General features: G+C 70.4%; 23 protein-coding genes and 1 riboswitch. Of the genes, 13 read left to right on the forward strand and 10 right to left on the reverse strand.

Features of this window, described 5'->3' with window-relative positions; all coding sequences use genetic code 11:
- Positions 1-8: 8 nt before the first annotated feature.
- The 5 genes from ACQPWZ_RS25405 (at position 9) to ACQPWZ_RS25425 (ending at position 4,720) form a co-directional block, all read left to right on the forward strand.
- The gene (locus ACQPWZ_RS25405) at positions 9-962 is read left to right on the forward strand and encodes a DnaJ C-terminal domain-containing protein (protein WP_433572459.1); all 954 of its coding nucleotides are present in this window, start codon (positions 9-11) and stop codon (positions 960-962) included.
- Positions 959-1,366 (forward strand): chaperone modulator CbpM, encoded by a 408-nt coding sequence (locus tag ACQPWZ_RS25410; RefSeq protein ID WP_433572460.1) that lies wholly within the window; start codon positions 959-961, stop codon positions 1,364-1,366. The genes ACQPWZ_RS25405 and ACQPWZ_RS25410 overlap by 4 nt, the downstream gene beginning before the upstream one ends.
- Entirely contained in the window at positions 1,357-3,999 is a 2,643-nt protein-coding gene (gene clpB / locus ACQPWZ_RS25415) for an ATP-dependent chaperone ClpB (protein WP_433572461.1), read from the forward strand. Before ACQPWZ_RS25410 ends, clpB begins: the two co-directional genes overlap by 10 nt.
- A 5-nt stretch (positions 4,000-4,004) precedes the next feature.
- A complete protein-coding gene (trxA, locus tag ACQPWZ_RS25420; protein ID WP_340478005.1) occupies positions 4,005-4,448 on the forward strand; it encodes a thioredoxin in 444 nt (147 codons plus the stop codon).
- Positions 4,449-4,516: 68 nt separating this feature from the next.
- A complete protein-coding gene (locus ACQPWZ_RS25425) occupies positions 4,517-4,720 on the forward strand; it encodes a hypothetical protein (protein WP_356698960.1) in 204 nt (67 codons plus the stop codon).
- Between the two features lie 66 nt (positions 4,721-4,786).
- Here the strand turns inward: ACQPWZ_RS25425 and ACQPWZ_RS25430 are convergent, their stop codons facing one another.
- The 3 genes from ACQPWZ_RS25430 to glgX form a co-directional block, all read right to left on the reverse strand.
- Positions 4,787-6,637: an ABC transporter ATP-binding protein gene (locus ACQPWZ_RS25430; RefSeq protein WP_433572462.1), complete on the reverse strand. Its 1,851-nt coding sequence runs from the start codon at positions 6,635-6,637 to the stop codon at positions 4,787-4,789.
- Entirely contained in the window at positions 6,634-8,481 is a 1,848-nt protein-coding gene (locus tag ACQPWZ_RS25435) for an ABC transporter ATP-binding protein (protein ID WP_433572463.1), read from the reverse strand. Before ACQPWZ_RS25435 ends, ACQPWZ_RS25430 begins: the two co-directional genes overlap by 4 nt.
- 110 nt (positions 8,482-8,591) lie before the next feature.
- Entirely contained in the window at positions 8,592-10,865 is a 2,274-nt protein-coding gene (glgX, locus tag ACQPWZ_RS25440; RefSeq protein ID WP_433572464.1) for a glycogen debranching protein GlgX, read from the reverse strand.
- 164 nt (positions 10,866-11,029) lie between these two features.
- Between glgX and ACQPWZ_RS25445 the strand changes: the two genes are divergently transcribed.
- The 6 genes from ACQPWZ_RS25445 to ACQPWZ_RS25470 all read left to right on the forward strand — a co-directional run bounded on the left by ACQPWZ_RS25445 (position 11,030) and on the right by ACQPWZ_RS25470 (position 17,815).
- A complete protein-coding gene (locus tag ACQPWZ_RS25445; protein WP_340475527.1) occupies positions 11,030-12,241 on the forward strand; it encodes a L,D-transpeptidase in 1,212 nt (403 codons plus the stop codon).
- Positions 12,242-12,486: 245 nt separating this feature from the next.
- Positions 12,487-13,731: a L,D-transpeptidase gene (locus ACQPWZ_RS25450; RefSeq protein WP_433573863.1), complete on the forward strand. Its 1,245-nt coding sequence runs from the start codon at positions 12,487-12,489 to the stop codon at positions 13,729-13,731.
- Positions 13,732-13,837: 106 nt separating this feature from the next.
- A complete protein-coding gene (locus tag ACQPWZ_RS25455) occupies positions 13,838-14,608 on the forward strand; it encodes an enoyl-CoA hydratase/isomerase family protein (protein ID WP_356698952.1) in 771 nt (256 codons plus the stop codon).
- Between the two features lie 261 nt (positions 14,609-14,869).
- On the forward strand, positions 14,870-15,382 hold the full coding sequence (locus ACQPWZ_RS25460; RefSeq protein ID WP_340475530.1) for an ATP-binding protein: 513 nt from the start codon (positions 14,870-14,872) through the stop codon (positions 15,380-15,382).
- A gap of 418 nt (positions 15,383-15,800) precedes the next feature.
- Positions 15,801-16,625, forward strand: a complete 825-nt coding sequence (locus ACQPWZ_RS25465) for a polysaccharide deacetylase family protein (RefSeq protein WP_433572465.1) — start codon at positions 15,801-15,803, stop codon at positions 16,623-16,625.
- Complete coding sequence (locus tag ACQPWZ_RS25470) at positions 16,625-17,815, forward strand: YncE family protein (RefSeq protein WP_433572466.1); 1,191 nt, start codon at positions 16,625-16,627, stop codon at positions 17,813-17,815. The genes ACQPWZ_RS25465 and ACQPWZ_RS25470 overlap by 1 nt, the downstream gene beginning before the upstream one ends.
- Positions 17,816-17,881: 66 nt before the next feature.
- Here ACQPWZ_RS25470 and ACQPWZ_RS25475 read toward each other — a convergent pair whose 3' ends face one another.
- The 3 genes from ACQPWZ_RS25475 to ACQPWZ_RS25485 all read right to left on the reverse strand — a co-directional run bounded on the left by ACQPWZ_RS25475 (position 17,882) and on the right by ACQPWZ_RS25485 (position 20,604).
- Positions 17,882-19,078 carry a cytochrome P450 gene (locus ACQPWZ_RS25475; protein ID WP_356698945.1) on the reverse strand — a complete coding sequence of 399 codons (1,197 nt, stop codon included), beginning with the start codon at positions 19,076-19,078 and terminating at the stop codon, positions 17,882-17,884.
- Complete coding sequence (locus tag ACQPWZ_RS25480; protein ID WP_433572467.1) at positions 19,053-19,784, reverse strand: tRNA-dependent cyclodipeptide synthase; 732 nt, start codon at positions 19,782-19,784, stop codon at positions 19,053-19,055. The genes ACQPWZ_RS25475 and ACQPWZ_RS25480 overlap by 26 nt, the downstream gene beginning before the upstream one ends.
- Before the next feature lie 181 nt (positions 19,785-19,965).
- The gene (locus ACQPWZ_RS25485) at positions 19,966-20,604 is read right to left on the reverse strand and encodes a GNAT family N-acetyltransferase (protein WP_433572468.1); all 639 of its coding nucleotides are present in this window, start codon (positions 20,602-20,604) and stop codon (positions 19,966-19,968) included.
- A gap of 92 nt (positions 20,605-20,696) precedes the next feature.
- Between ACQPWZ_RS25485 and ACQPWZ_RS25490 the strand changes: the two genes are divergently transcribed.
- A complete protein-coding gene (locus tag ACQPWZ_RS25490; RefSeq protein WP_313943966.1) occupies positions 20,697-20,912 on the forward strand; it encodes an EF-hand domain-containing protein in 216 nt (71 codons plus the stop codon).
- A gap of 69 nt (positions 20,913-20,981) precedes the next feature.
- On the opposite strand, the gene ACQPWZ_RS25495 is transcribed toward ACQPWZ_RS25490, so the two are convergent.
- The 4 genes from ACQPWZ_RS25495 to gcvT all read right to left on the reverse strand — a co-directional run bounded on the left by ACQPWZ_RS25495 (position 20,982) and on the right by gcvT (position 25,340).
- Positions 20,982-22,349 carry an L-serine ammonia-lyase gene (locus ACQPWZ_RS25495; protein WP_356698938.1) on the reverse strand — a complete coding sequence of 456 codons (1,368 nt, stop codon included), beginning with the start codon at positions 22,347-22,349 and terminating at the stop codon, positions 20,982-20,984.
- A 148-nt stretch (positions 22,350-22,497) separates the two neighbouring features.
- A complete protein-coding gene (gene glyA / locus ACQPWZ_RS25500; RefSeq protein WP_340475539.1) occupies positions 22,498-23,757 on the reverse strand; it encodes a serine hydroxymethyltransferase in 1,260 nt (419 codons plus the stop codon).
- Between the two features lie 31 nt (positions 23,758-23,788).
- Positions 23,789-24,166: a glycine cleavage system protein GcvH gene (gene gcvH / locus ACQPWZ_RS25505; RefSeq protein WP_327679969.1), complete on the reverse strand. Its 378-nt coding sequence runs from the start codon at positions 24,164-24,166 to the stop codon at positions 23,789-23,791.
- Positions 24,167-24,224: 58 nt separating this feature from the next.
- Positions 24,225-25,340, reverse strand: a complete 1,116-nt coding sequence (gene gcvT / locus ACQPWZ_RS25510) for a glycine cleavage system aminomethyltransferase GcvT (protein WP_356698935.1) — start codon at positions 25,338-25,340, stop codon at positions 24,225-24,227.
- Positions 25,341-25,489: 149 nt separating this feature from the next.
- A riboswitch (glycine riboswitch) is annotated at positions 25,490-25,587 on the reverse strand.
- 210 nt (positions 25,588-25,797) lie between these two features.
- On the opposite strand from gcvT, the gene ACQPWZ_RS25515 reads away from it, so the two are divergent.
- Positions 25,798-26,472 (forward strand): AAA family ATPase, encoded by a 675-nt coding sequence (locus tag ACQPWZ_RS25515; RefSeq protein WP_383236755.1) that lies wholly within the window; start codon positions 25,798-25,800, stop codon positions 26,470-26,472.
- Positions 26,473-26,509: the final 37 nt, after the last annotated feature.

Genomic DNA, 26,509 nt, shown 5'->3' on the forward strand with positions numbered 1-26,509 from the left:
GGCCTTCCATGGCACGGGACTTCTACGACGTGCTCGGGGTGCGGCGGGACGCGGACTCCGAGGAGATCCAGCAGGCGTTCCGCAAGCTGGCGCGCAAGCATCATCCCGACATCAGCAAGGACCCGCAGTCCGAGGAGCGTTTCAAGGAGATCAACGAGGCGTACAGCGTGCTCTCCGATCCCAAGATGCGGCAGCGCTATGACCGTTTCGGTGAGAACTTCCGGCAGATTCCGGAGGATTACGACGAGCGGGTGGCGGCGGGCGCGGGCGCGCGTGGCGGCCCTTACGGCGGGCCGGGTGGAGGCGGCCGGGTCCGCTACAGCACCGGCGGCGGGCAGGGGTTCGACGATGCGGGCATCAACTTCGAGGACCTGTTCGGCGGGATGTTCGGGCGCGGTGCCGGCGGTGGGGGCTTCGGGCCGGTCCCCGGGGCGGATCAGGAGGCGGAGATCGAGCTCGGCGTGGTGGAGGCGTACCGGGGTGGTCACCGGAGTATCACCCTGGCCGGTCCGGACGGGCAGCGGACTTATGACGTGAACATCCCGCGCGGAGTGGTCGACGGTCAGCGCATCCGGCTGGCCGGGGAAGGGGGGCGGGGGAGCGGCGACGGACCGGCGGGCGACCTGCTCCTGCGGGTCCGGATCAAGCCGGACTCGCAGTTCCGGCTGGAGGGCCGGGACATCCACGTCGCGGTACCGGTGACCCCCTGGGAGGCGGCCCTCGGCGCGACGGTGCCGGTCCCCACCCCCACCGGATCGGCCAGGGTCACGGTGCCCGCCGGTTCCTCCAGCGGCCGGCGGCTGCGGCTGCGGGGTGAGGGCATGCCCAACCCGCGCGGCCCCGACGGAGACCTCTACGCGGAGATCCGCATCATGGTGCCGCCCGAGCTCGACGACGAGGAGCGCGAGCTCTTCGAGAAGCTGGCGGCCGTGTCCACCTTCGACCCGAGGAAGCCAGGATGAGCAACGATCCGCGATCCGCAGCCGCCCCGGGACCCGGGGGAGCGAGCCGCACGGAGGCAGCCCCGGCACAGCACCTCGATGTGCGGGTCCGCAGCTACGCGATGGTGCCCGTGCGCCGGCTCAGCCTGGACACCGTCGCCCGGCGCTCGGGTCTCCACCCCGACCTCGTACGGCGGTTCGTCAGCCTCGGCCTCGTCGAGGCGACCCGTGACGACCGCGGAGAGCTCCGGTTCCCGCCGACCGCTCCGGCGACCCTGGCCCGTATCCAGCGGTTGCGGGCCGGGCTTCCCCTCAACTACGCGTCCATCGGTCTGGTTCTGGATCTGCTCGATCGGATCACCGAGCTGGAGGAGGCGTTGCGGCGTAGTAACACCAGTTCGAGGAGGGATGAATCGTGGATATGAACCGGCTCACGCAGAAGTCGCAGGAGGCTTTGCAGGAGGCGCAGACGATCGCCGGCCGGTTGAATCAGACCGAGGTCGATGGTGAGCATCTGCTGCTTGCCCTTCTCGATCAGCCGGATGGGCTGATTCCGCGTCTGTTCGACCAGGCGGGTGCGGATACCGAGGCGTTGCGTTCGGCGTTGTCTGCGGAGTTGGCGCGTCGGCCGAAGGTGACCGGCCCCGGCGCCACCCCGGGGCAGGTGTTCATCACCCAGCGGCTGGCGAAGCTGCTGGACGTGGCCGAGGAGGAGGCGAAGCGGCTGAAGGACGAGTATGTGTCGGTCGAACACCTCGTCCTGGCGCTGGGTGATGAGGGGTCCGCGACGGCTGCGGGACGTCTGCTCGCGGAGAACGGTGTCACGAAGGACGGGTTCCTGTCCGCCCTGACCCGTATCCGCGGCAACCAGCGCGTCACCTCGGCGACGCCCGAGGGCTCTTACGAGGCGTTGGAGAAGTACGGTCGTGATCTCGTCGCGGAGGCGCGGACGGGCCGGATGGATCCGGTGATCGGCCGTGACGAGGAGATCCGGCGTGTGATTCAGATCCTCAGCCGTAAGACGAAGAACAACCCTGTCCTGATCGGTGATCCGGGGGTGGGCAAGACCGCGATCGTCGAGGGTCTGGCGCAGCGGATCGTCCGTGGTGATGTGCCCGACGGGCTGCGTGACAGGACGATTTTCGCTCTCGATATGAGTTCGCTGGTGGCCGGCGCGAAGTATCGCGGTGAGTTCGAGGAACGCCTCCAGGCGGTGCTTGGCGAGGTCAAGGGCGGCGAGGGGCGGATCCTGCTGTTCATCGACGAACTCCACACCGTCGTCGGTGCGGGAGGCGGCGCCGAGGGTGCCATGGACGCGGGCAACATGCTCAAGCCCATGCTGGCCCGCGGTGAGCTGCACATGATCGGCGCCACCACCCTGGAGGAGTACCGCAAGTACGTGGAGTCCGACGCGGCGCTCGAACGCCGCTTCCAGCAGGTTGTGGTGGACGAGCCGAGCGTCGAGGACACCGTCTCCATCCTGCGCGGACTGCGGGAGCGCCTGGAGGTCTTCCACGGCGTGAAGATCCAGGACACCGCGCTGGTCGCCGCGGCGATGCTCAGCCACCGCTACATCTCCGACCGCTTCCTGCCGGACAAGGCCATCGACCTGGTCGACGAGGCCTGCGCCCGGCTGCGGACCGAGATCGACTCCATGCCGGCCGAACTCGACGGGATCACCCGCCGGGTGACCCGGCTGGAGATCGAGGCGGCGGCGCTGGAGAAGGAGAGCGATGCCGCGAGCGCCAAGCGCCTGGACGAACTGCGCCGTGAACTGTCCGACCTGCGCTCCGAGTCCGACGCGATGCACGCCCAGTGGGAGGCCGAACGCCAGGCCATCCGGCGTGTGCAGGAACTGCGGCAGGAACTGGAACAGGTCCGCCAGGACGCCGAGGAGGCCGAACGGACCTACGACCTCAACCGCGCGGCCGAGCTGCGCTACGGCCAGCTCACCGAACTGGAACGGCGGCTGGCGGCCGAGGAGGAGGCACTCGCGGCCAAGCAGGGCGAGAGCCGGCTGCTGCGCGAGGTCGTCACCGAGGACGAGATCGCCGAGATCGTCGCCGCCTGGACCGGTATCCCCGTCACCCGCCTCCAGGAGGGCGAGCGCGAGAAGCTGCTGCGACTGGACGAGATCCTCGGCGAGCGGGTGGTGGGCCAGGACGAGGCGGTCAAGCTCGTCACCGACGCCATCATCCGGGCCCGCGCCGGCATCCGCGACCCGCGGCGGCCCATCGGCTCGTTCGTCTTCCTCGGCCCCACCGGCGTCGGGAAGACCGAGCTGGCCAAAACACTCGCCGCCGCCCTGTTCGACAGCGAGGAGAGCCTGATCCGCCTCGACATGAGCGAGTACCAGGAACGGCACACCGTGAGCCGGCTGGTCGGAGCGCCGCCCGGATACGTCGGCTACGAGGAAGGCGGCCAGCTCACCGAAGCGGTGCGCCGCAAGCCGTACTCCGTGGTCCTGTTCGACGAGGTGGAGAAGGCGCACGCCGATGTGTTCAACACCCTGCTCCAGGTACTCGACGACGGCCGCATCACCGACGCCCAGGGCCGCACCGTCGACTTCCGCAACACGGTCGTCATCATGACGTCCAACCTCGGATCGACCCATCTGCTGGACGGGGTGAGCGCCGACGGCGAGATCAAACCCGAAGCACGCGCCCTGGTGATGGGCGAACTGCAGAGCCACTTCCGCCCCGAGTTCCTCAACCGCATCGACGACGTCGTGCTGTTCAAGCCCCTGGGCATGGACCAGATCAAGCACATCGTGGAGCTCCAGTTCGAGGATCTGCGCCGGCGCCTGGCCGAGCGGCAGATCACCGTCCACCTGACCGAGCCAGCCCGCGAACTCATCGCCCAGCAGGGCTTCGACCCCGTCTACGGAGCCCGGCCGCTGCGCCGGTACATCTCCCACGAGGTCGAGACGCTCATCGGCCGGGCCCTGATCCGCGGTGACGTGCAGGACGGATCGGTCATCCGGGTCGACGCCCAGAACGGCGAACTGATCGTCACCTACGGCGCGTCCGACCGTACCGACGTGCAGAAGGCCGCGTGACTCCGATGGCCGCGGTCACGAACAGAACGGTCGCCTGCACCCGCTGCGGCGGCAGGAACCGCGTGCCGGCGTCCGCCGACGGGCGCCCCCGGTGCGGAAAGTGCGGGGCCGAGCTGCCCTGGATCACCGACGCCGGCGACGACGACTTCGCGGAGGTCGCGGAGAAGGCCACGCCCTTCGTACTCGTGGACCTGTGGGCCACCTGGTGCGGCCCCTGCCGCATGGTCAGCCCCGCTCTGGAGCAGGTCGCCCACGAACTCGCCGGCCGGATCAAACTCGTCAAGGTCGACGTCGACCAGGCCCCCCGCATCGCCCAGCGGTTCCAGGTCCAAGCCGTACCGACCCTGCTCCTGCTCGACAACGGAGAGGTGATCGCCCGCCAAGCGGGCGCAGCGCCCGCCGCGACCCTGCGCACATGGGTCGAGGAAACCATCGCCGGCCGCCGCTGACGGCCGGCACCCCCGAGAGGGGACGCCCCAGGGGGCCGCGCGCCCCATGGAGCACACAAGGAGGCAGCATGAGTACAGAATCCGAGTCGCAGCGGCCGTCACCCGGCGATGTGACGCCCGACGCGAGACTGCGCACCGGCGCCGAGGGCGAGGTGACGCCCGAGGACCTGGTGCTGGCTTCGGGACGGGACGTCACCCCCGCGAACCTGAAGTGGGCGGAGCGCAAGATGGCCGAAGAGGGCACCGCGGCCGTCAACAAACTGCTTCCCTGACCGACTCGGGCGGCGTCCGTCCACGACTGCATCGGCCCGGTGCCGACGTGTTCGCACCACACCGCCTCAGACCAAGCTGTCCCGCCACGCCCGGTGGAGGTCCGCGAACCGGCCCGTGCCCGCGACGAGATCGGCCGGAGCGCCGTCCTCGACGATCCGGCCGTGCTCCATCACGAGCACCCGGTCCGCGATCTCCACCGTGGACAGCCGGTGCGCGATCACCACGGCCGTACGCCCGTGCAGCACCGTGTCCATCGCCCGCTGCACCGCGCGCTCGCCCGGGATGTCCAGCGAGCTCGTCGCCTCGTCGAGGATCAGTACCGACGGGTCGGCGAGCAGCGCCCGGGCGAAGGCCACCAGCTGCCGCTGGCCTGCCGAGATGCGGCCGCCCCGCTTGCGGACGTCCGTGTCGTAGCCGTCCGGCAGGCCGCTGATGAAGTCGTGCGCGCCGATCGCCCGGGCCGCCCGCTCGATCTCCTCGCGGGTGGCATCGGGGCGCCCGACGGCGATGTTCTCGGCGACCGTGCCGGAGAAGAGGAACGCCTCCTGGGTGACCATCACGACACCCCGCCGCAGTTCGGGCGTGGCCAGGTCGCGCAGATCGACGCCGTCGAGGAGGACCCGGCCGTCCGTCGGGTCGTAGAACCGGGCCAGCAGCTTGGCCAGCGTGGACTTTCCGGCACCGGTCGTGCCGACGACCGCGACGGTCTGGCCCGCGGGGATCGTCAGATCGAAGCGGGGCAGTACCTCGCCGCCCGTGCGATAGGCGAAGCGCACCTCGTCGAACACCACCTCACGGCCCGGCTGGTCACCGGCGAGGGCGGGCAGCGGGCGGGGCGCCGCGGCCTGCGGGACCGACGGCGCCTGGGCCAGCAGGCCCGCGATCTTCTGGAGCGAAGCGGCCGCGGACTGGTACGAGTTGAGGAACATGCCCAGCCGGTCGATCGGGTCGTAGAGCCGGCGCAGATACAGCACGGCCGCAGCCAGCACACCGAGCGCGAGCGTCCCGTCCGCGACCCGGTACGCGCCCCACAGCACGATCCCGGCGACAGCGGTGTTGGCGACGAGCCGCGAGCCGACGACATAGCGCGCCATCTCCAGGAGCGAGTCGCCGTTGATCCGGCCGTGGCGGTCGTTGAGCTGCCGGAAGGCGGCGTCGTTCGCCTGCTCGCGCCGGAACGCCCGCACCGGCCTGATGCCGTTCATCGTCTCGGCGAACTTCACGATGACGGCGGCGATCGCGGTGGAGCGGCGGGCGAAGATGGCCCTGGCCCGGCGCTGGTAGAGCCGTACCAGCAGATACAGCGGGACGAACGAGGCGACGGCCACCGCGCCGAGCCCGAGGTCCAGCCACAGCAGCATCACGGAGATGTAGACGAAGGCGAGGATGACGTTGATGAGCTCCTGGAGCCCTTCGCCGAGCAGTTCGCGCAGCGACTCGACGTCGGTGGTCGACCGGGAGATCAGCCGCCCCGAGGTGTAGCGCTCGTGGAAGTCGACGCTGAGGGCCTGCGCGTGCCGGAAGATACGGCCGCGCAGATCCAGCAGGACGTCCTGGTTGACCCGGGCGGACGCCCGGATGAAGGAGTACTGGAGCAGCCCCGCGCCGAACGAGCAGACCGCGTAGCCGACGGCCACCAGGATCAGCGGCCCGTAGTCGTCGCGCCGGAAGGCCGGCACACCGCGGTCGATCGCGTACGCCACGAGCAGCGGCCCGGCCTGCACGGCGGCCTGCTGGAGCAGCAGGAGCAGGGCGACCCGCACGACGCGCGCCCGGTGCGGCGCGAGCAGCGACCGCAGCAGGGCGCCGGTCGCGCCCTTGGCCGTCGGGAGGTCGTCCCGGTCGAAGGGATCGCCCTCGACGGGGGCGCCGCCTGCGGCGGAACCGGCGGCGGTCGTCGTCGTGGTCGCGGTCATCGCGCGCTCCCTTCACTGAGCCGGTCGTCCAAGGCCTCGGTTGCGTGGGAGGACTGCGCGCCTTCGGGGCCGGGAGCCGCGCTGTCGGCCCCCGACATCAGCCAGGCGTACTCCGCGTTCGTACGCAGCAGTTCGTGGTGGGTGCCCACCGCGGCGATCCGTCCCTGCGACAGCAGCGCCACCCGGTCGGCCAGCAGCACGGTGGAGGGCCGGTGGGCGACCACCAGGGCCGTCGTGTCCTGGAGGACGCGCCGTAGCGCTGCCTCCACCAGCGCCTCCGTGTGGACGTCCAGCGCCGACAGCGGATCGTCCAGCACCAGGAAGCGGGGGCGGCCGACCACCGCACGGGCCAGGGCGAGCCGCTGGCGCTGACCGCCCGACAGGCTCAGCCCCTGTTCCCCGACCTGGGTGTCCCGGCCGTGCGGGAGGGACGAGACGAAGCCGGCCTGTGCCACCTCCAGTGCCCGCTCCAGCTCCGGTGCGCCCGCGCCGTCCGTGCCCATCAGGACGTTCTCGCCGACGCTCGCGGAGAAGAGGGTCGGCTCCTCGAAGGCCACCGACACCAGCTCCCGCAGCCGTTCCCGCGGCATCGCGGCGATGTCCTCGCCGTCGAGCGTGATCCGGCCGCCCGTGATCTCGTGCAGCCGGGGGACGAGCGCGGTCAGCGTGGTCTTCCCGCTGCCGGTCCCGCCGACCAGAGCCATCGTCTCGCCGGGCCGCACCCGCAGATCGATGCGCGCCAGCACCGGTGGGGCGTCGGCCGCCGCGTCCGGGTAGCGGAACTCGACGCCCTCGAAACACAGTCCCTCCCCGCCCTCAGCCGGCGGACCCGACTCGGCGGGCACCTGCGACTCGCTCTCGGCGTCCATCACCTCGAAGTACCGCTCGGTCGCCGTGGCCGCCTCCTGGCTCATCGCCAGCAGAAATCCGATCGACTCCACGGGCCAGCGCAGCGCCAGTGCCGTCGACAGGAACGCCACCAGGGTGCCCGCCGACAGTCCGCCGTCCGCGACCTGGACCGTGCCCAGCACCAGCGCGGCGCCGATGGTGATCTCGGGGATGGTGGTGATCAGGGCCCAGATCCCGGCCAGCAGCCGGGCCTTGCCCAGCTCGGTCCCGCGCAGCCGCTGCGAGAGCTCACGGAAGGCGAGCGCCTGGCTGCGGTGGCGGCCGAAGCCCTTGATGATGCGGATGCCGAGGACGCTCTCCTCGACCACCGTCGTCAGATCGCCGACCTGGTCCTGTGCCCGTCGGGCGACGACGGCGTAGCGCGACTCGAAGTACGAACAGAGCACGACCAGCGGCACGATCGGCGCCATCAGCACCAGCCCGAGCGTCCAGTCCTGGCCGAGCAGGATCACATAGCCGACCAGGATCGTCGTCGCGTTGACGAGCAGGAAGGTCAGCGGGAAGGCGAGGAACATCCGCAGCAGCATCAGGTCCGTGGTGCCCCGTGAGAGCAACTGCCCCGACGCCCAGCGGTCGTGGAAGGCCACCGGCAGCCGCTGGAGATGCCGGTACAGATCGGCGCGCATCGACGCCTCGACCCCGGCCAGCGGCCGGGCCACCAGCCACCGCCGGAAGCCGAACAGCACGGCCTCGGCGATCCCGAGCAGCAGCAGGGCGAGCGCCCCGAGCCACACCCCGCCGGGATCGCGGTCGGCCACCGGGCCGTCCACGATCCACTTCAGGACGAGCGGGATGACCAGGCCGAGACAGGAGGCCACGACGGCGACGAAAGCCGCGCTGAACAGGCGCGTTCGCACCGGTCGTACATAGGGCCACAACCGCAGCAACGAACGCACGGCTGACCGGTCCTCGGTGGCTGCATGTGGTGTGGACATCAGGGGTGAGCCTACGGTTCACCACTGACAGCGCTCATCCGAATTACGGGCACCCACCGACGGCCGGTGCCCCGTGCACCCATGTCCCGGAGGCCGCTGTCCCGGCCCTCTCACATCACCGCTCGAAGCAGCAGCACCGACCGCGCCCCCACGCTGACCGTCTCTCCGCCCCGGTACACGACTCCCGGCGCCGACTCCTGCTCCTCCCAGGAGGTGTCGACGACCACCTCGTAGGACTGCGCCCAGGGCGCGCCCGGCAGACGGAAGTCCGTCGGGCGGTCCGCGCCGTGCAGGATCGCCAGGAAGCTGTCGTCCGTCACCTCCGCTCCCCGGGCGTCACGACCGGGGATGTCACGGCCCGAGAGATAGAGCGCCAGCGTGGACGCCGGGGCATACCAGTCGCCTTCGGTCATCTCCGTGCCCTTGGACGTGAACCAGGCCAGGTCCCGCAGCCCGTCCGCGGCATGGGCCCGGCCCGAGAAGAAGGCACGCCGGCGCAGCACCGGATGGGCGTGGCGCAGCGCCAGCAGCCGGGTGGTGAGGTCCAGCAGGCTCTTGGGGCCGGGCTGTCCGGCAAGGGACCAGTCCACCCAGCTGACCTCGTTGTCCTGGCAGTACGCGTTGTTGCTGCCGCCCTGCGTACGCCCCATCTCGTCGCCCGCGACCAGCATCGGCACACCCGTGGAGACGAGCAGGGTGGTGAGCAGATTGCGGATCTGCCGCCTGCGCAGGGCGTTGACGAGCGGATCGTCGGTCTCGCCCTCGGTGCCGCAGTTCCAGGCCCGGTTGTCGTTGGTGCCGTCGCGGTTGCCCTCGCCGTTGGCCTCGTTGCGCTTGTGCTCGTAGGTCACCAGGTCGCGCAGGGTGAATCCGTCGTGCGCGGTGACGAAGTTGACCGAGGCGTAGGGCCGCCGCCCGCCCCAGGCGTACAGATCGCTGGAGCCGGACAGCCGGTACCCGAGGTCGCGTACGTCCGGCACCGAGCCGCGCCAGAAGTCGCGTACGGCGTCCCGGTAGCGGTCGTTCCACTCCGTCCACAGCGGTGGGAAGGCACCCACCTGATAGCCGCCGCTGCCGACGTCCCACGGCTCGGCGATCAGCTTCACCCGGCGCAGCACCGGGTCCTGGGCGATGACGGCGAGGAAGGGGGAGAGCATGTCGACGTCGTGCATCGACCGGGCCAGCGCCGCGGCCAGATCGAAGCGGAACCCGTCGACGCCCATCTCCGTCACCCAGTAGCGCAGCGAGTCGGTGATGAGCCGCAGCACATGCGGCTGCACCACGTGCAGGGTGTTGCCGCAGCCGGTGTAGTCCGTATAGGCGCGTGGGTCCGAATGCAGCCGGTAGTAGCCGCGGTTGTCGATCCCGCGCAGCGACAGCGTCGGGCCGAGCTCACCCGCCTCCGCCGTGTGGTTGTAGACGACGTCGAGGATGACCTCGATCCCGGCGGCGTGCAGCGCCCGCACCATCCGTTTGAACTCGCCGACCTGCTCGCCGCGCGTCCCGCTGGAGGAGTACGCGGCATGGGGGGCGAAGTAGCCGATGGAGTTGTAGCCCCAGTAGTTGCGCAGGCCGCGCTTGAGCAGATGGTCCTCGTGGGCGTACTGGTGCACCGGCAGCAGTTCGACGGCGGTGACCCCGAGCCGCACCAGATGGTCGACGGCCGCCGGATGCGCCAGGCCCGCGTAGGTGCCCCGCAGCTCCTCGGGGATGTCCGGGTGGAGCTGGGTGAAGCCCTTCACGTGCAGTTCGTAGATGACCGTGTCGGCCCACGGCGTCTTGGGCCGGCGGTCGTCCGCCCAGTCGTCGTCGTCGTGCACCACGACACCCTTGGGGACGTACGGCGCCGAGTCCCGGTCGTCGCGCACGGTGTCGGCGACATGCTGCTGCGGCCAGTCGCGGACGTGCCCGTACACCTCGGGAGGCAGCGCACCCCAGTCGTTGCCCCGGCCCGCGTCCACCGCCCGGGCGTAGGGGTCGAGGAGCAGCTTCGCCGGGTTCCAGCGCGCTCCGGTCCACGGGTCCCAGCGGCCGTGGACCCGGTAGCCGTACCGCCGGCCCGGGTGGATCCCCGGGACGAAGCCGTGCCATATCTCATGGGTCAGCTCGGTCAGCGGCGCCCGGGTCTCTACGCCGTCCTCGTCGAACAGGCACAGCTCCACCGCCTCCGCCCCGCCCGCCCAGAGCGCGAAGTTGGTCCCCGCGACCCCGTCCGGCCCCACCCGGAAGCGGGCACCGAGCGGCGTCGGTGCCCCCGGCCACACCGACGGCCCGGGCGCACCGGGGTCCGCCCGGCGGCCGTTGACGCCGCCTGCCCGGAGGGGGACGGGCCCGTCGGCCCGCACCCCCTCCTGCGCTGTCTCCTGCTCGGCTGCGCTCGTCACCTGCCGGCCTCCCGCGGCTCGTCGGGCCACGTCCCCCGGCGGTCACGGAGTCCCGGCCGTGACGCCCCGCGCGTGGTCCTCCCACCTGTTCTTCCCTCACTGCTGATGTCCCAACATGACCCCCGCCCACGTTTCCCCTGGAGGGGCGCGGTCGTTGGGTGGTCGTGAGACACGTACTGAAGCGGGCCGGGCGAGGCATGGCCGTTGCCCTGACATGCGCAGGACTGATGGCCGGGCTCTCCGGCTGCACCGGCGGGGCGTTCGACATCAGCAGCAAGCCGCGGTCGCCCGAGGAGGCCATTCGGGTGATTCCCGAGGACGGCGCCAAGGGGGTGGATCCGAAGGGGCCGCTCGAAGTGAAACTGCGCAGCGGACGGCTCGAACGGGTCACGGTGACGCAGATCGAGGACGAGGCGCCGACCGAGATCCCCGGCCGGATCTCGGACGACGGTCTGCGGTGGAAGCCGAACGACGGCGCTCGGCTCGGCCTCGCGGCCAAGTACAGCGTCGACGTCCTGGCCCTCGACGGCCACGGCCGCCGCTCGGCCCGGCACACCACCTTCACCACCGAGGTCCCCGACCGCCGTTTCATCGGCTACTTCAAACCGGAGAACCGGGCGACGGTGGGCACCGGCATGATCGTCTCCTTCGACTTCAACAAGGAGATCCGTAACCGGGAGGCTGTGGAACGGGCCATCCGGATCACCTCCGAGCCGCCGGTCGAGATCGCGGGCCACTGGTTCGGCAAGGACCGGCTCGACTTCCGCCCGCGCGAGTACTGGAAGCCGGGCACGAAGGTCACGGTCGATCTGCGGCTGCGCGATGTGCAGGCGGCGCCGCACTCCTACGGCATCCAGCAGAAGAAGGTCTCCTTCACCATCGGCCGCTCCCAGGTATCCGTCGTCGACGCGGAGGCCAAGACGATGGAGGTACGGCGGGACGACGAGGTGCTCGCGACCGTGCCGATCACCGCGGGGGCGCCCAAGTCCACGACGTACAACGGGAAGATGGTCGTCAGCGAGCTCCACGACGTGACGCGGATGGACGGCAGGACCGTCGGCTACGGCGGCGAGTACGACATCAAGGACGTGCCGCACGCGATGCGGCTGACCGACTCCGGCACCTTCCTGCACGGCAACTACTGGGCCGCGCCGGAGACGTTCGGTTCGACCAACGTCAGCCACGGCTGTGTCGGTCTGCGGGACGTGAAGGGCGGCAGCTCGGACACCCCGGCCGGCTGGTTCTTCGACCGGACGCTGATCGGCGACGTGGTCGAGGTGGTGAACTCGCCCGACAAGCAGGTCGATCCCGGCAACGGGCTCAGCGGCTGGAACCTGGACTGGAAGCAGTGGAAGGAAGGTTCCGCGCTGCGCTGACCCCGGCGGTCCGGGCACAGCCCCCACGGCTTGCGCCCCGCACGGCCCCTGCACACCCTTCACGGCCTGCACCCCGCACGGCCTGCACCCCACCCCCCGAGCCCGGCCAACACGTTGGGACTGAACGGTGACAATCGCGGGAAGATTCAACAACCCGCGGTGTGATTATCTAGCGAAGTGCGTGCGTGAGGTGCGCGGGGGTGCGGGCCGTGGCGGGGCCAGGCCGTGCGAGGGGAGAGACCGTGGTGAACGGGCAGCCGATATCGGGGGCATCGGTCGGTGCCGGGCGTGGGCGTGGGGGCTCCGCGCTGCTGGCCCTTGTCGTCGGAGCACTGCTGGTGCTCGTGACGGCCTGCGGGGGCGGGGGCTCCGGCAAGGGCGACGGCGACAAGGGGAAGAAGGACGGGGGGAAGGTCGGGAACTCCGCCTCCCAGGCGGTCGTGACCATCGCGCCCAAGGACGGCGCCACATCGGTCGCCACCAGCGGAGCGCTGAAGGTCACCGCTGCCGAGGGCAAGCTGACCACGGTCACCGTGAAGGACGACAAGGGCACCCCGATCGAGGGCAAGGTCGCGGCGGACGGCGCCTCCTGGCAGCCGCTCCAGCACCTGGCCGGCTCCACCAAGTACAAGGTGCACGCCGTGGCCAAGGACGCGGACGGCCGTGAGTCCGCGAAGGACACCACGTTCACCACGCTCGTACCGAAGAACACCTTCATCGGGCAGTACACCCCCGAGGACGGTTCCACGGTCGGCGTCGGCATGCCGGTCTCCATCAACTTCACCCGGGGCATCACCAGCCCGGAGGCCGTCGAGAAGGCCATCAAGGTGACCGCGGAGCCGTCGGTGCCGATCGAGGGTCACTGGTTCGGCAACGACCGGCTCGACTTCCGGCCGGAGAAGTACTGGGCCGCCGGCACCAAGGTGACGGTGAAGCTCAACCTGGACGGCGTCGAGGGACGGCCGGGCGTGTACGGCAAGCAGGTCAAGACGGTGAAGTTCACCATCGGCCGCAGCCAGGTCTCCACGGTCGACGCCAAGTCGCACCGGATGACGGTGGTCCGGGACGGCGCGCAGATCAAGAACGTCGCGATCACCGCGGGCGCGCCGTCGACGACGACGTACAACGGCCAGATGGTCATCAGCGAGAAGTACAAGGTGACCCGGATGAACGGCGCCACCGTCGGCTTCGGCGGTGAGTACGACATCAAGGACGTACCGAACGCGATGCGCCTGTCGACCTCCGGCACCTTCGTCCACGGCAACTACTGGGCCTCGTCGGGCACCTTCGGCTCCGCCAACGTCAGCCACGGCTGCGTCGGTCTGCGCGATGTGCGCGGCGGCTACGACAAGGGCACGCCGGCCGCCTGGTTCTTCAACAACTCGATCATCGGCGACGTCGTGATCGTGAAGAACTCCAAGGACAAGCAGATCGCCCCGGAGAACGGCCTGAACGGCTGGAACATGTCCTGGGCGGACTGGACGAAGTAACGGTCCCCTCAGGGGAGGCCGGACCTCCTCGACGCCGTGCGGCGGACCCGGTGCTGTGACCGACAGCACCGGGTCCGTTGTCGTTAGCGCCGGTTAACCTGCCTGCATGACGACTGTGAATCTCGAGGTCTCCGAAGGTGTCGGCACGATCCGGCTGGACCGCCCGCCGATGAACGCGCTGGACATCGCCATCCAGAACCGGCTGCGCGAGCTCGCCGAGGAAGCGGGACGCCGGGACGACGTGCGCGCCGTCGTCCTCTACGGCGGCGAGAAGGTGTTCGCGGCCGGCGCGGACATCAAGGAGATGCAGGTCATGGATCACGCGGCGATGGTCGTGCGGTCCCGTGCGCTCCAGGAGTCGTTCACCGCGGTCGCCCGCATCCCCAAGCCCGTCGTCGCGGCCGTCACCGGCTATGCGCTCGGCGGCGGCTGCGAGCTGGCGCTCTGCGCCGACTTCCGGATCGCGGCGGACAACGCCAAGCTCGGTCAGCCGGAGATCCTGCTGGGTCTGATCCCGGGCGCCGGCGGCACCCAGCGGCTGTCCCGGCTGGTCGGCCCGTCCCGGGCCAAGGACCTGATCTTCACCGGCCGCCAGGTGAAGGCCGAGGAAGCGCTCGCGATCGGGCTCGTCGACCGGATCGTCCCTGCCGCCGAGGTCTACGAGCAGGCGCACGCCTGGGCAGCGAAGCTCGCCCAGGGGCCCGCCCTGGCGCTGCGGGCCGCGAAGGAGTGCGTCGACGCCGGTCTGGAGACGGACATCGAGACGGGACTCGCGATCGAACGGAACTGGTTCGCAGGCCTGTTCGCGACGGAGGACCGCGAGCGCGGTATGCGCAGCTTTGTGGAGGAAGGCCCGGGCAAGGCCAAGTTCCTCTGAATTCTGGTCAGTTGACACCTTCGAGGGCCCCGTCAACCATGTGTGGGCCTTAACCGGACCTTAAGGGAGACTTAAGCGACGTCCGTCCGCTGCGCTCGGTGATCATTCGCCGACCGTGCGTCAGTGCAGCTCAGGCTGGGTGGGCAGGTCCGTACGTCGCCGGAGTCATATGCCAATAGGTCTTTACGGAATGCCTCGTTCCTGGGGTTCCATTCCGCGGGAACAGCCACGCAGACCGCCTGTTGCGGCCATGATGGGAGCATGGCGGGCCTCGAAGGTGTGGAACACATGCGGCAGCGCGGCAGTGCCACCGCAGCGCGTTGGATGCCTGTGAGCGAGGGCGAACAGACCCTCGAAGTCATCGAGTTGTTCGGTGACCCCACCGAGGAAGAGGTCAGGCTCCCCTCGCGCCCCGAGTCCGCCGCCACCGCGCGCCGGCTGACCCAGTGCGTGGTGCTGCGCCAGTGGGCGCTCTCCGCCCAGACCGCGGAGCACGCGGTTTTACTGGTCTCGGAGCTCGTGGGGAACGCCGTACGGCACACCGGCGCACGGGTCTTCGGTCTGCGGATGCTGCGCCGCCGCGGCTGGATCCGGATCGAGGTCCGTGACCCCTCGCGCGGGCTGCCCTGTCTGATGCCGGTCCAGGAGCTGGACACCAGCGGGCGCGGGCTCTTCCTCGTCGACAAGCTCTCCGACCGCTGGGGCGTCGATCTGCTGCCGCGGGGCAAGACCACCTGGTTCGAGATGCGGGTCTCGGAGCGCCTCTCCTCCTGATGCGGGGCCGCACCGTCGGTGCGGCCCTTTTTCGCGCCGCCACGCAGAAACCCCCGTACGGGCCGGGATGCGGCGCGTCGGGGGCTTCTGCACGGCGCCGTGGAACGGGGGGGGTGTTTCCACGGCGTCCGAAGACGACCTGGCCCGGGTCAATGGGGGTCGTGTTTCCGACTATGGCAGATGGGCGACTCGATGCCAAAAACTCCTACTCCGGCATAACCGGTCAAATGAGGACCAAGAAGAAGTGAATCATAGGTGAGGTGGGCCACCCGCCTGGTAAATATGGAGTGAATGAGAGCTGGATCAGGTGTTTCACCGGTCACCCTGACTCGAGCCCCCCTTGGGGACAGGCCGGATGGGTGAGCCTTTCTGATGCAATCGTTATCTTTTGTCCGATCAGCATCTACTGTGCCTATTCGTGACCTTGATCGACCGTCGCGGCGCGCTGCGCGCAGGAGCGGGCGCCGCCGTGGCCGGCGCCCTCGCCACGGGCTGCACCGACGGCGGTCCTCCCGCGGAGCGGACGGGGAAGGCCGAGAGCCCCGGGCAGCCGGGGAAGCCCCAGAAGCCCGTAGGGCCGGCGGCTCCCGCCCCGTCGTCACGCGGCTCGCGTCCCGTCCCCGCCGCCCGCCGTTTTCCCGGGCAGCCCGCGCAGATCCTCAACGGCCCTCGCGACCGTGACCGGGTCGCCCTCACCTTCCACGGCCAGGGCGAGCCGGCCGTCACCCGGGCCGTGCTCGCCGAGGCCGAGCGGGCCGGGGCCCGGCTCACGGTGCTCGCCGTCGGCAGCTGGCTCGACCAGTACCCGGACCTGGCCCGCCGGATCCTCGACGGCGGACACGACCTCGGCAACCACACCCAGCGCCATCTGAGCATCTCGGAGATGTCCGAGGCCGACGCCTACGCCGAGATCACCGGCTGCGCACAGCGGCTGCGCAGACTCTCCGGATCGATCGGCACCTGGTTCCGCCCCTCCCGGGCCCAGTACGCCACCCCTCTGCTCGTCCGGCTCGCACGCAGGGCCGGCTACCCACACGTCCTCTCGTACGACGTCGACTCGCTCGACTTCACCTCGCCGGGTGCGACGGCCGTGACCCGCAACGTCACCGGGCAGATCCGGTCCGGCTCGGTGGTCAGCCTGCACCTGGGCTACCCGGACACGGTCGCCGCCCTCCCCGCCCTGCTCGCCGAACTCGACCGCCGCGGCCTGCACGCGGTCACCACCACGGAGCTACTGAGCTGATGCACCCGAGACTCCTTGCCACCCGACGGGCCGGCGCGGTCGTCGCCGGCGCCCTCCTCGCCCTCCTCGCCGGGTGCGGCTCGCCCGCCGGCCCGATGCGGGCCGACAGCAACACCACCGCGCCGCCGCCCCCCGCGCCGCCGAGGAAGGCCGTCCCGGCCGTCCTGCCCGGTATGCCTCCGGTGCTGGACCCGAAGGACCTGTACGCCGCGGACCGGCCGGGCATGTTCTCGCCGGCGGTCAAGGGCTTCCCCTCGCGGGTCTACGTCCCCAACACCAACTCCAACACCGTCTCGGTCATCGACCCCAGGACCTACAAGGTCATCGACACCATCCCCGTCGGCAACCAGCCGCAGCACGTCGTCCCGTCCTGGGACCTGAAGACGCTGTGGGTCAACAACAACCGCGGCCACACGCTCACCCCGATCGATCCGGCCACCGGCGCGGCGGGCAAGCCGGTGGAGGTGCACGACCCGTACAACCTCTACTTCACACCCAACGGCAAGTACGCCGTCGTGATGGCCTCCCTGGACCGTCAGCTCGTCTTCCGCGATCCGCACACCATGGCCCCGCTGAAGACCACGCCCGTCTCCTGCTACGGCGTCAACCACGCCGACTTCTCCGCCGACGGCCGCTACTTCATCGTCTCCTGCGAGTTCTCGGCCGAGCTGCTCAAGGTGGACACGGAGAAGATGGAGGTCATCGGCAGGCAGAAGCTGCCCTTCACCGGCGCGATGCCGCAGGACGTGAAGATCTCCCCGGACGGCAAGACCTTCTACATCGCCGACATGGTGGCGCACGGCGTCTGGGTGCTGGACGGCGAGAAGTTCACCCCTCCGATGCTGCTGCCCACCGGCAAGGGCGCCCACGGTCTCTACATCAGCCGCGACTCCCGGGAGATGTACATCCCCAACCGCGGTGAGGGCTCCGTCTCGGTCTTCGACTTCGCGCGGAACCGGCTGACGAAGAAGTGGCGGCTGCCCGGCGGTGGCAGCCCCGACATGGGCGGTGTCTCGGCGGACGGAAAGGTCCTGTGGCTGTCCGGCCGTTACGACGCCGAGGTGTACGCGATCGACACCACGAGCGGCAAGGAGCTCGCCCGTATCCCCGTCGGCAGCGGGCCGCACGGTCTCGCCGTCTACCCGCAGCCCGGCCGCTACTCGCTCGGACACACCGGTGTCTTCCGCTGACGCCACCACACCGGCGCCGCCGCGCCCCGGTCCCGGCATCCCGCCGGGCACCGGGGCGCGCGCGTGTCACCACAGCACGGGCAGCCTCTCCGGCAGCCGCTTGATGAAGCCCGTACGCCACACCAACTGCTCCTCGGGCACGGCGAGTCGCATCCGCGGCAGCCGGGTCACGAGCGCGGTCAGCGCGGTCTCGGCATGCAGCCGGCCCAGCGCGGAGGCCGGGCAGAAGTGCCGTCCGCCGCCGAAGGAGAGATGCGGGTTGGGCGTGCGCTCCAGGTCCAGACGGTCCGGGTCCTCGAAGACGTCCGGGTCGAAGTTGGCTCCTTCCACCAGGACGAGCACCAGCTCGCCCTTGCGGACGAGGACGTCACCGAGCTGCACGTCCTCCAGGGCGAGCCGCGGCAGTCCGTCGCCGATGGAGAGGTTCCACCGCAGCAGTTCGTCGACGGCGGGCCCCATCCGCTCCGGATGGTCCCGCAGATACTCGATCAGCTCCGGCCGCTGCACCAGCGCGACGACCGCGAGCAGCAGAAAGGCGGAGGTGGAGACCGCGCCCGCGCCGAAGAGCGACACGGCGACGGTGGCGAGCATCTCGTCGGTCAGATGCGCCGACTCCTCGTCCTCCCGCAGCGCCGCCAACCGGCCGAGCAGACCGGCGCGTTCCGCCTCCGGCACATTGAGCCGCTCGACCATGTAGTCGAGGTCCTTGTACCAGTTCAGTCCGGCCCCGTCGAAGGGCCGGGCGCTGGTCATGAAGGCGATGTCGAGACCGGACATCAGCCGCCGCCAGTCGCGGAACGGGACCCCGATCACCTTGCAGTGCAGCGCCGCCGAGAACGGGTCGGCGAAGGCGGCCCGCAGATCGACCGGCGGCCCCTCGGCGAGCAGCCCCTCGATCAGCTCGTCGGCCCGGGTGCGCAGCCAGCCGCGCAGGCCGTCGTCCGACCGCGGGTTGAGTGAACGCATCACCGCGCCGCGCAGCCCGGCACTGTTGATGTTCCCCATGTTGTTGACGACTTCGGGCGGGATGGTCAGGGCGTACTGCCGTGGAGCGTCCGGCGACGCCGTCTCCTTCAGGCCGAAGCGGTCGTCCTCCAGAACCTGGCGGGCCAGCCCGTGGCTGCTCACCAGCCAGGCGTGGTCGCCGGTGAGGGTCCGCACCCGGGCCACCGGCGCCCCTTTCCGCAGCGCGGCGCACTCCGCGGGAAGCACGTCGCCCCGCCGGGAGAGCGGGAAGTCAAGCTGCAGCTGTCCGGTGTCCATCGTCCGCGCTCCTCTCGGGCCGGTCCGGCTGTACGACGGCGTAGCCCTGGTTGCGGGCGGCCCGCAGTCCGCCGCCCTTGCCGAAGAGCAGTTCGGTGAGCGGCATCAGCGCGTGGTAGCAGGAGACGGAGGAGGGGACGCCGAGAATCCCCGGGGTGTCGAGGAAGAAGGGGAGCTCGGCGGCGATGTAGTCCAGGCACGCGGAGCGCTGTTCGGGTGTGACGGCCCCGCCCTCGCCGATCCGGGGGGCCAGGAACTGCCGCACCATGCGGTCGCAGCTCTTGCGGAACTCCTCGTCGGTGGCGAGGAAGTGGCGCACCCGCCGGTGCAGCAGTGCGTACACCGGATCGCCGGAGAACTCCGAGAGCGCCCGCACGCCGATCCGCCGCCCCCAAGGACCCGCGGCCTCCACGCCGCCCAGGATCCGCCGGCGTACCGCCTTGAGTTCCTTGGATGCGCGCCGGACGGCCTGCTCGGGGGCGTGGCCGAGGGCGGCGAAGACGGAGGCCACATGCAGATCGGCGTAGACGAAGTCCACCGCGGTGAAACGCGGGGCCGCCCAGGCGGCGAGCTCGGTGATGCGCCGGGCGGAGAAGTAGCTGTTGCCGGGGGAGACCCCGATCAGGACATGGTCGCCCTCGTCCATGAGGAGACGGCAGTTGGGGGTGAAGGGGCGGGCTGTGAAGGATTCGGTTGTGATCGTCACTGATGACATCACCCTTGCGCCGCTTGTCCCTGGGAGCCCTGTGCTCCTGGTGTGGCGGCGACGCCATGAAGTTAGCCCCCGTCGGCGGAGAGTGACGACGAGGGCCATGGGTTTGGCGGGATCCGCTCCGGACGGGACCGAAAAACATCTTCCGCTCTGCGGAATGTCGTGTGACGCCCTGTCAGTTGGCGGTCAGCCGCGCCTCGGAGCCGACCGGGCGGAAGCCGGCCGTCTGGAACGTCCGCACGCTGCGGGCGTTGCCGGGCGACTGCTGCGACCACACCACCGAGTCCGGCACCATATGGCGGGCGGCTCGCGCCAGCGCGATACCCAGACCCCGTCCGCGGGCCTCCTCGTCCACCTCGACGGCGCACTCCCAGCGGCCGGCGACCCCCCGGCCGAGCACCAGCACCCCGCCGTCCGCGGCCCACACCCGTACGCCGTCACGGGCCTTCAGGGCCCGCGCCACCCGCGGGTGGTCCGGATCCTCGATCTCCCGCAACAAGATGTCCGGCCCGCCCGGCAGCGCGCCCGCCACCGTCACCAGGTCGATCGTGTTCGTGGAGCGGCCCGTCCGGGCCATCAGGGCGGCCAGGAACGCCGGGTTCATCGCGGCCGCCAGCCGGTCGGCGTCGGTGGCCGCCAACTCGGCCCGCACCCACGCCGGATCCTCGTCGGTGAAGACCACCGAATGCGCGGTGAACGCCATCACCCCGGCGTCCCGCGCGCTCGGCTGCCGTATCACGCGGGTCGCTCCGTCCTGCGGAGGAAAGTCCCCCCGCGCGGCCGCCGCCAGTATCCGTGCCAGCTTCTCGCTCATGCGTCCATGGTCGGGGACGGCCGCCGGAACCGGTGAGGCGCCCTGCGGATAATCTGACCCACGTCAGTAATGCACCAAGAAGGGGTGGACCGGTGGCGGACATCGAGGAAGCACGCAAGGCGTTCGATCGCTACGACGCGGACGGCGACGGCTTCATCACTGCGGCCGAGTACAAGTCGGCCATGGCACAGATGGGTGACTGGAACGTCACCGAGCCGGTGGCCGAGGCCGTGATCGCCGCGCAGGACACCGACAAGGACAAGCTCCTGTCGTTCGACGAGTTCTGGGCCCACCTGAACAAGGCCTGACGCAGCGGACACACGCGCGGCCCCCGGCGGAGCGCCGGGGGCCGCACTGTGGTGCCGCGATTGCGGCTCTCAGCACTCGATGATGTTCACCGCGAGTCCGCCGCGCGCGGTCTCCTTGTACTTCACCGACATGTCCGCGCCGGTCTCCTTCATGGTCTTGATGACCTTGTCGAGCGACACCTTGTGGCTGCCGTCGCCGCGCATCGCCATCTTCGCCGCCGTCACGGCCTTCACCGCGGCCATGCCGTTGCGCTCGATGCATGGGATCTGTACCAGGCCGCCGACCGGGTCGCAGGTCAGACCGAGGTTGTGCTCCATGCCGATCTCCGCGGCGTTCTCGACCTGCTCGGGGCTGCCGCCGAGCACCTCCGCGAGCGCGCCCGCGGCCATCGAGCAGGCGGAGCCGACCTCGCCCTGGCAGCCGACCTCGGCGCCGGAGATGGAGGCGTTCTCCTTGAACAGCATGCCGATCGCACCGGCGGAGAGCATGAAGCGGACGACGCCCTCCTCGTCCGCGCCGGGCACGAAGTTCATGTAGTAGTGCAGCACGGCGGGGATGATGCCCGCGGCGCCGTTGGTGGGCGCGGTGACGACCCGGCCGCCCGCCGCGTTCTCCTCGTTCACGGCCATCGCGTACAGAGTGATCCACTCCATCGCACGGGCCAGCGGGTCGCCCTCGGCCCGCAGCTGGCGGGCGGAGTTGGCGGCGCGACGGCGGACCTTGAGGCCGCCCGGCAGGATGCCCTCGCGGGACATGCCGCGCGAGACGCAGGCCTGCATGACCCGCCAGATCTCCAGCAGCCCCTCGCGGATCTCCTCCTCGGTGCGCCAGGCCTTCTCGTTCTCCAGCATCAGGGCGGAGATGGACAGGCCGGTCTCCTGGGTGAGCCGCAGCAGCTCGTCGCCGGTGCGGAAGGGGTACTTCAGCACGGTGTCGTCGAGCTTGATCCGGTCCTCGCCGACGGCGTCCTCGTCCACGACGAAGCCGCCGCCCACGGAGTAGTACGTCTTCTCCAGCAGGCTCGCGCCCTCGCTGTCGTACGCGAAGACCGTCATGCCGTTGGCGTGGTACGGCAGCGTCTTGCGGCGGTGCAGCACCAGGTGCTCGTCGAAGTCGAAGTCGATCTCCTGCACACCGAGCAGCCGGAGGCGGCGATCGGTGCGGATGCGCTCCACCTCGGCGTCCGCCGACTCGACGTCGACGGTGCGGGGCGAGTGCCCCTCCAGGCCGAGCAGGACGGCCTTGGGGGTGCCGTGGCCGTGGCCGGTGGCACCGAGCGAGCCGAACAGCTCCGCCCGGACGGTGGCGGTCCGGTCCAGTACGCCCTCGTTCTTCAGACGGTGGGCGAACATACGGGCCGCGCGCATCGGGCCGACCGTGTGGGAGCTGGACGGGCCGATGCCGATCGAGAACAGGTCGAAGACCGAGATGGCCACGGGGTGACTCCTAGAACGTTGGTAGACGCCGTTGTCTGCCGGGGTGGTGCGAGCAGGCGCGGAACAAGGCGGAACAAGGGGGAGGGCACCGCGCTCACAGCCCAGTGTGCGCGGTGCCCCGAGGTTTCCTGTCAAAAAGAGTACGAAACTACTTCAGACCGGGGTACAGCGGGTGCTTCGCGGCGAGCTCGGAGACCCGGGCACGCAGGGCGTCGCTGTCGTACGACGGCTTCAGCGCCTCGGCGATGATGTCCGCCACCTCGCGGAAGTCCTCGTCCTGGAAGCCGCGGGTGGCCAGCGCCGGGGTGCCGATCCGCAGACCCGAGGTCACCATCGGCGGCCGCGGGTCGTTCGGGATCGCGTTGCGGTTGACCGTGATGCCCAGCTCGTGGAGCCGGTCCTCGGCCTGCTGGCCGTCGAGCTCGGAGTTGCGCAGGTCCACCAGGACCAGGTGCACGTCCGTGCCGCCCGACAGCACCGAGACGCCGTGCTCGGTCACATCGGCCCGGACCAGACGCTCGGCCAGGATGCGGGCGCCGTCCAGGGTGCGCTGCTGGCGCTCCTTGAACTCCTCACTGGCCGCGACCTTGAAGGAGACCGCCTTCGCCGCGATGACGTGCTCCAGCGGGCCGCCCTGCTGGCCGGGGAAGACCGCGGAGTTGATCTTCTTGGCGAGTTCCTGCGTCGACAGGATCACCCCGCCGCGGGGTCCGCCCAGCGTCTTGTGCGTGGTGGTGGTGACCACATGGGCGTGCGGCACCGGGTTGGGGTGCAGCCCGGCGGCGACGAGGCCCGCGAAGTGCGCCATGTCGACCATCAGGTAGGCGCCGACCTCGTCCGCGATCCGGCGGAAGGCGGCGAAGTCCAGCTGACGCGGGTACGCGGACCAGCCGGCCACGATCAGCTGCGGCTTGGACTCCTTGGCGAGCTTCTCGACCTCGGCCATGTCGACCTGGCCGGTGGCGTCGACGTGGTAGGGGACCACGTTGTAGAGCTTGCCGGAGAAGTTGATCTTCATGCCGTGGGTCAGGTGCCCGCCGTGCGCGAGGTTCAGACCCATGATCGTGTCGCCCGGCTTCAGCAGCGCGAACATCGCGGCCGCGTTCGCCTGGGCGCCCGAGTGGGGCTGGACATTGGCGTGCTCGGCGCCGAACAGCGCCTTGATGCGGTCGATGGCGATCTGCTCGACCACGTCGACGTGCTCACAGCCGCCGTAGTAACGGCGGCCGGGGTAGCCCTCGGCGTACTTGTTGGTGAGGACCGAGCCCTGGGCCTCCATGACCGCGACCGGAGCGAAGTTCTCCGAGGCGATCATCTCGAGGGTGGACTGCTGACGGTGGAGTTCGGCGTCGAGCGCAGCGGCGACGTCCGGGTCCAGTTCGTGAAGAGGGGTGTTCAGAGTCGACATCGCGGAATCACAGTCCCTGTCGTGAGGGTGGTCAGTTGCCGGAGAACTCGGTGTACTCGTCCGCGGAGAGCAGATCCTTCGGCTCCTCCGAGACGCGCACCTTGAAGAGCCAGCCACCCTCGAAGGGGGCCGTGTTCACCAGCGACGGGTCGTTGACGACGTCCTCGTTGGTCTCCGTGACCTCACCGCTGACCGGGGAGTACAGGTCGCTGACGGACTTGGTCGACTCCAGCTCACCGCAGGTCTCGCCCGCGGTCACCGTGTCGCCGACCTCCGGGAGCTGTACGTACACCACGTCGCCGAGCGCGTTGGCCGCGTGCTCCGTGATGCCGACCGCCGACACGCCGTTCTCGGCGGCCGTCAGCCACTCGTGCTCCTTGCTGTAGCGCAGCTGCTGGGGGTTGCTCATGGCCTGAATTCTCCTGTACGCGGGGGAGTGCTGGGGAACGAGGGGGGAGTGCGGACGATCACTTCTGGCGCTTGTAGAACGGCAGCGCGACGACCTCGTACGGCTCATGGGTACCGCGGATGTCGACCCCGACACCCTCCGTGCCCGGCGCCGCGTGGACCGCGTCCACGTAGGCCATCGCGATCGGCTTGCCGAGCGTGGGGCTCGGGGCGCCCGAGGTGACCTCGCCGACGACCTGGCCGCCGGCGACCACGGACATCCCGGCGCGCGGCACCCGGCGACCCTCGGCGATCAGACCGACGAGCTTGCGCGGCGGTGCGGTCTCGGCCCGCTCGGCGGCGGCCTGAAGCGCCTGACGGCCGACGAAGTCGCCGTCCTTCTCGAACTTCACGACCCGGCCGAGGCCGGCGTCGAAGGGCGTGAGCGCCGTGGTCAGCTCGTGCCCGTACAGCGGCATGCCCGCCTCCAGGCGCAGCGTGTCGCGGCAGGAGAGCCCGCACGGGATCAGTCCGGCCGGGGCGCCCGCCTCGGTCAGCGCCTGCCACAGCTTCTCCGCGTGCTGCGGCAGGGCGAAGAGCTCGAAGCCGTCCTCGCCGGTGTAGCCGGTACGGGCGATCAGCGCCGGGACGCCCGCGACGGTACCGGGCAGGCCCGCGTAGTACTTCAGCCCGTCGAGGTCGGCGTCGGTGAGCGACTGCAGGATGCCGGGCGACTCGGGGCCCTGGACCGCGATCAGCGCGTAGGCGTCGCGGTCGTCGCGGACCTCGGCGTCGAAGCCCGCGGCGCGCTCGGTCAGCGCGTCCAGCACGATCTGGGCGTTGCCCGCGTTGGCGACGACCATGTACTCGGTGTCGGCCAGGCGGTAGACGATCAGGTCGTCGACGATGCCGCCGTCCTCCTGGCAGATCATCGTGTAGCGGGCACGGCCGGTGCCCACAGTGCCGATGTTGCCGACGAGCGCGTAGTTCAGCAGGTCCACGGCCTGCGGGCCGGTGACGGTGATCTCGCCCATGTGGGAGAGGTCGAAGAGACCGGCCCGGGTGCGGACCGCGGTGTGCTCGTCGCGCTCACTGGCGTACCGCAGGGGCATGTCCCAGCCCGCGAAGTCGGTCATGGTCGCGCCCAGCGAGCGATGCAGGGCATCGAGGGCGGTGAGACGGGGGGAACTGGTCATGGATGTGACTCCCAGGGCATGGCCGGCGAGGACAATCCTCCCCATCTGTCATCGGAACCTGAGAGGTTCGTCCCGACCACACGTACTGGTGGACGTGACTTGCACCTTGGGTGGAGCCACTCGAACGCGGCTCGCTTTTCAGATCTGCCTCATCACACGCGGTACGGGGCCTGAGAGATTCAAGGGAGGGACTTGCTCCTTCGGCGCCCGGCGCACACAGTGGCCAGGACTCTCCCGCGTGGATTCAAGCGGCCGGTATGCAGTTGGCGGGCACATCATTGCACGCATCGCGCCAAAGGGCGTCCCCCCAGGCCGGAGGCCTCGGGGACGGAGTGGACGGCTCCGGAGCTTTCTGCGGACGGCGCGGCGCTCCTCAGCGGCAAATCGACCTCGTCGCATTACCATTTCTTTACGCTCCATGGGCAAGTGTGTGGGGTGACCCGACAGGGGGAGGGTGATGACTTTGCAGCAGTCCGGTGCATATGCGACCGCCGCGGGAGTGCCTGCGCCGCCGCAGGTACCCGCCCGAGAGACCGGCGACGTCCTGGGAGCGGCGCCCGTGCTGCGTGACCTGCGGGACCGCGCGGGGCGCAGCCCGCGCAGCCTGGGGTTCGCCGCGGGCGACGTCGTGGTGGTGTCGGGCCTGCCCGGCAGCGGGAAGTCCACGCTGATCAGGCGCGCGGCGAGCGGCCGGCGGATCGACTCCCAGGACACGCGGGACCGCTGGGACGCGAGGATGCCGAGACTCCTCCCGTACGCCGTCTACCGCCCCTTCGTGCGGCTCGCCCACTACGCGGGCCTGCGCCGGGCCCTGCGCTCCGGCGAGAGCGTGGTCGTGCACGACTGCGGAACCCAGACCTGGGTGCGGCGCTGGCTGGGCCGGGAGGCGCGGCGCCGCGGCAGTGCGCTCCACCTCGTCCTCCTCGACGTCTCTCCGGGGATCGCCCGCCAGGGACAGCGCGAGCGGGGCCGCGGGGTGTCCGGTTACGCCTTCGCCCGGCACCAGCGTGCCGTGGGCCGGCTGATCGGCGACGCGGAGGCCGGGAAGCTGCCCGCCGGCTGCGCCTCGGCGGTGCTGCTCGACCGGGACGCGGCGACCGTGCTGTCACGGGTCGGTTTCGGCGAGGAGTGATCGTCCGGCCCCGTCCCCGGCCCGGCCGGCGCGCACA

The sequence above is a fragment of the Streptomyces sp. CA-251247 genome, assembly GCF_050952975.1.
GTDB lineage: Bacteria > Actinomycetota > Actinomycetes > Streptomycetales > Streptomycetaceae > Streptomyces > Streptomyces achmelvichensis.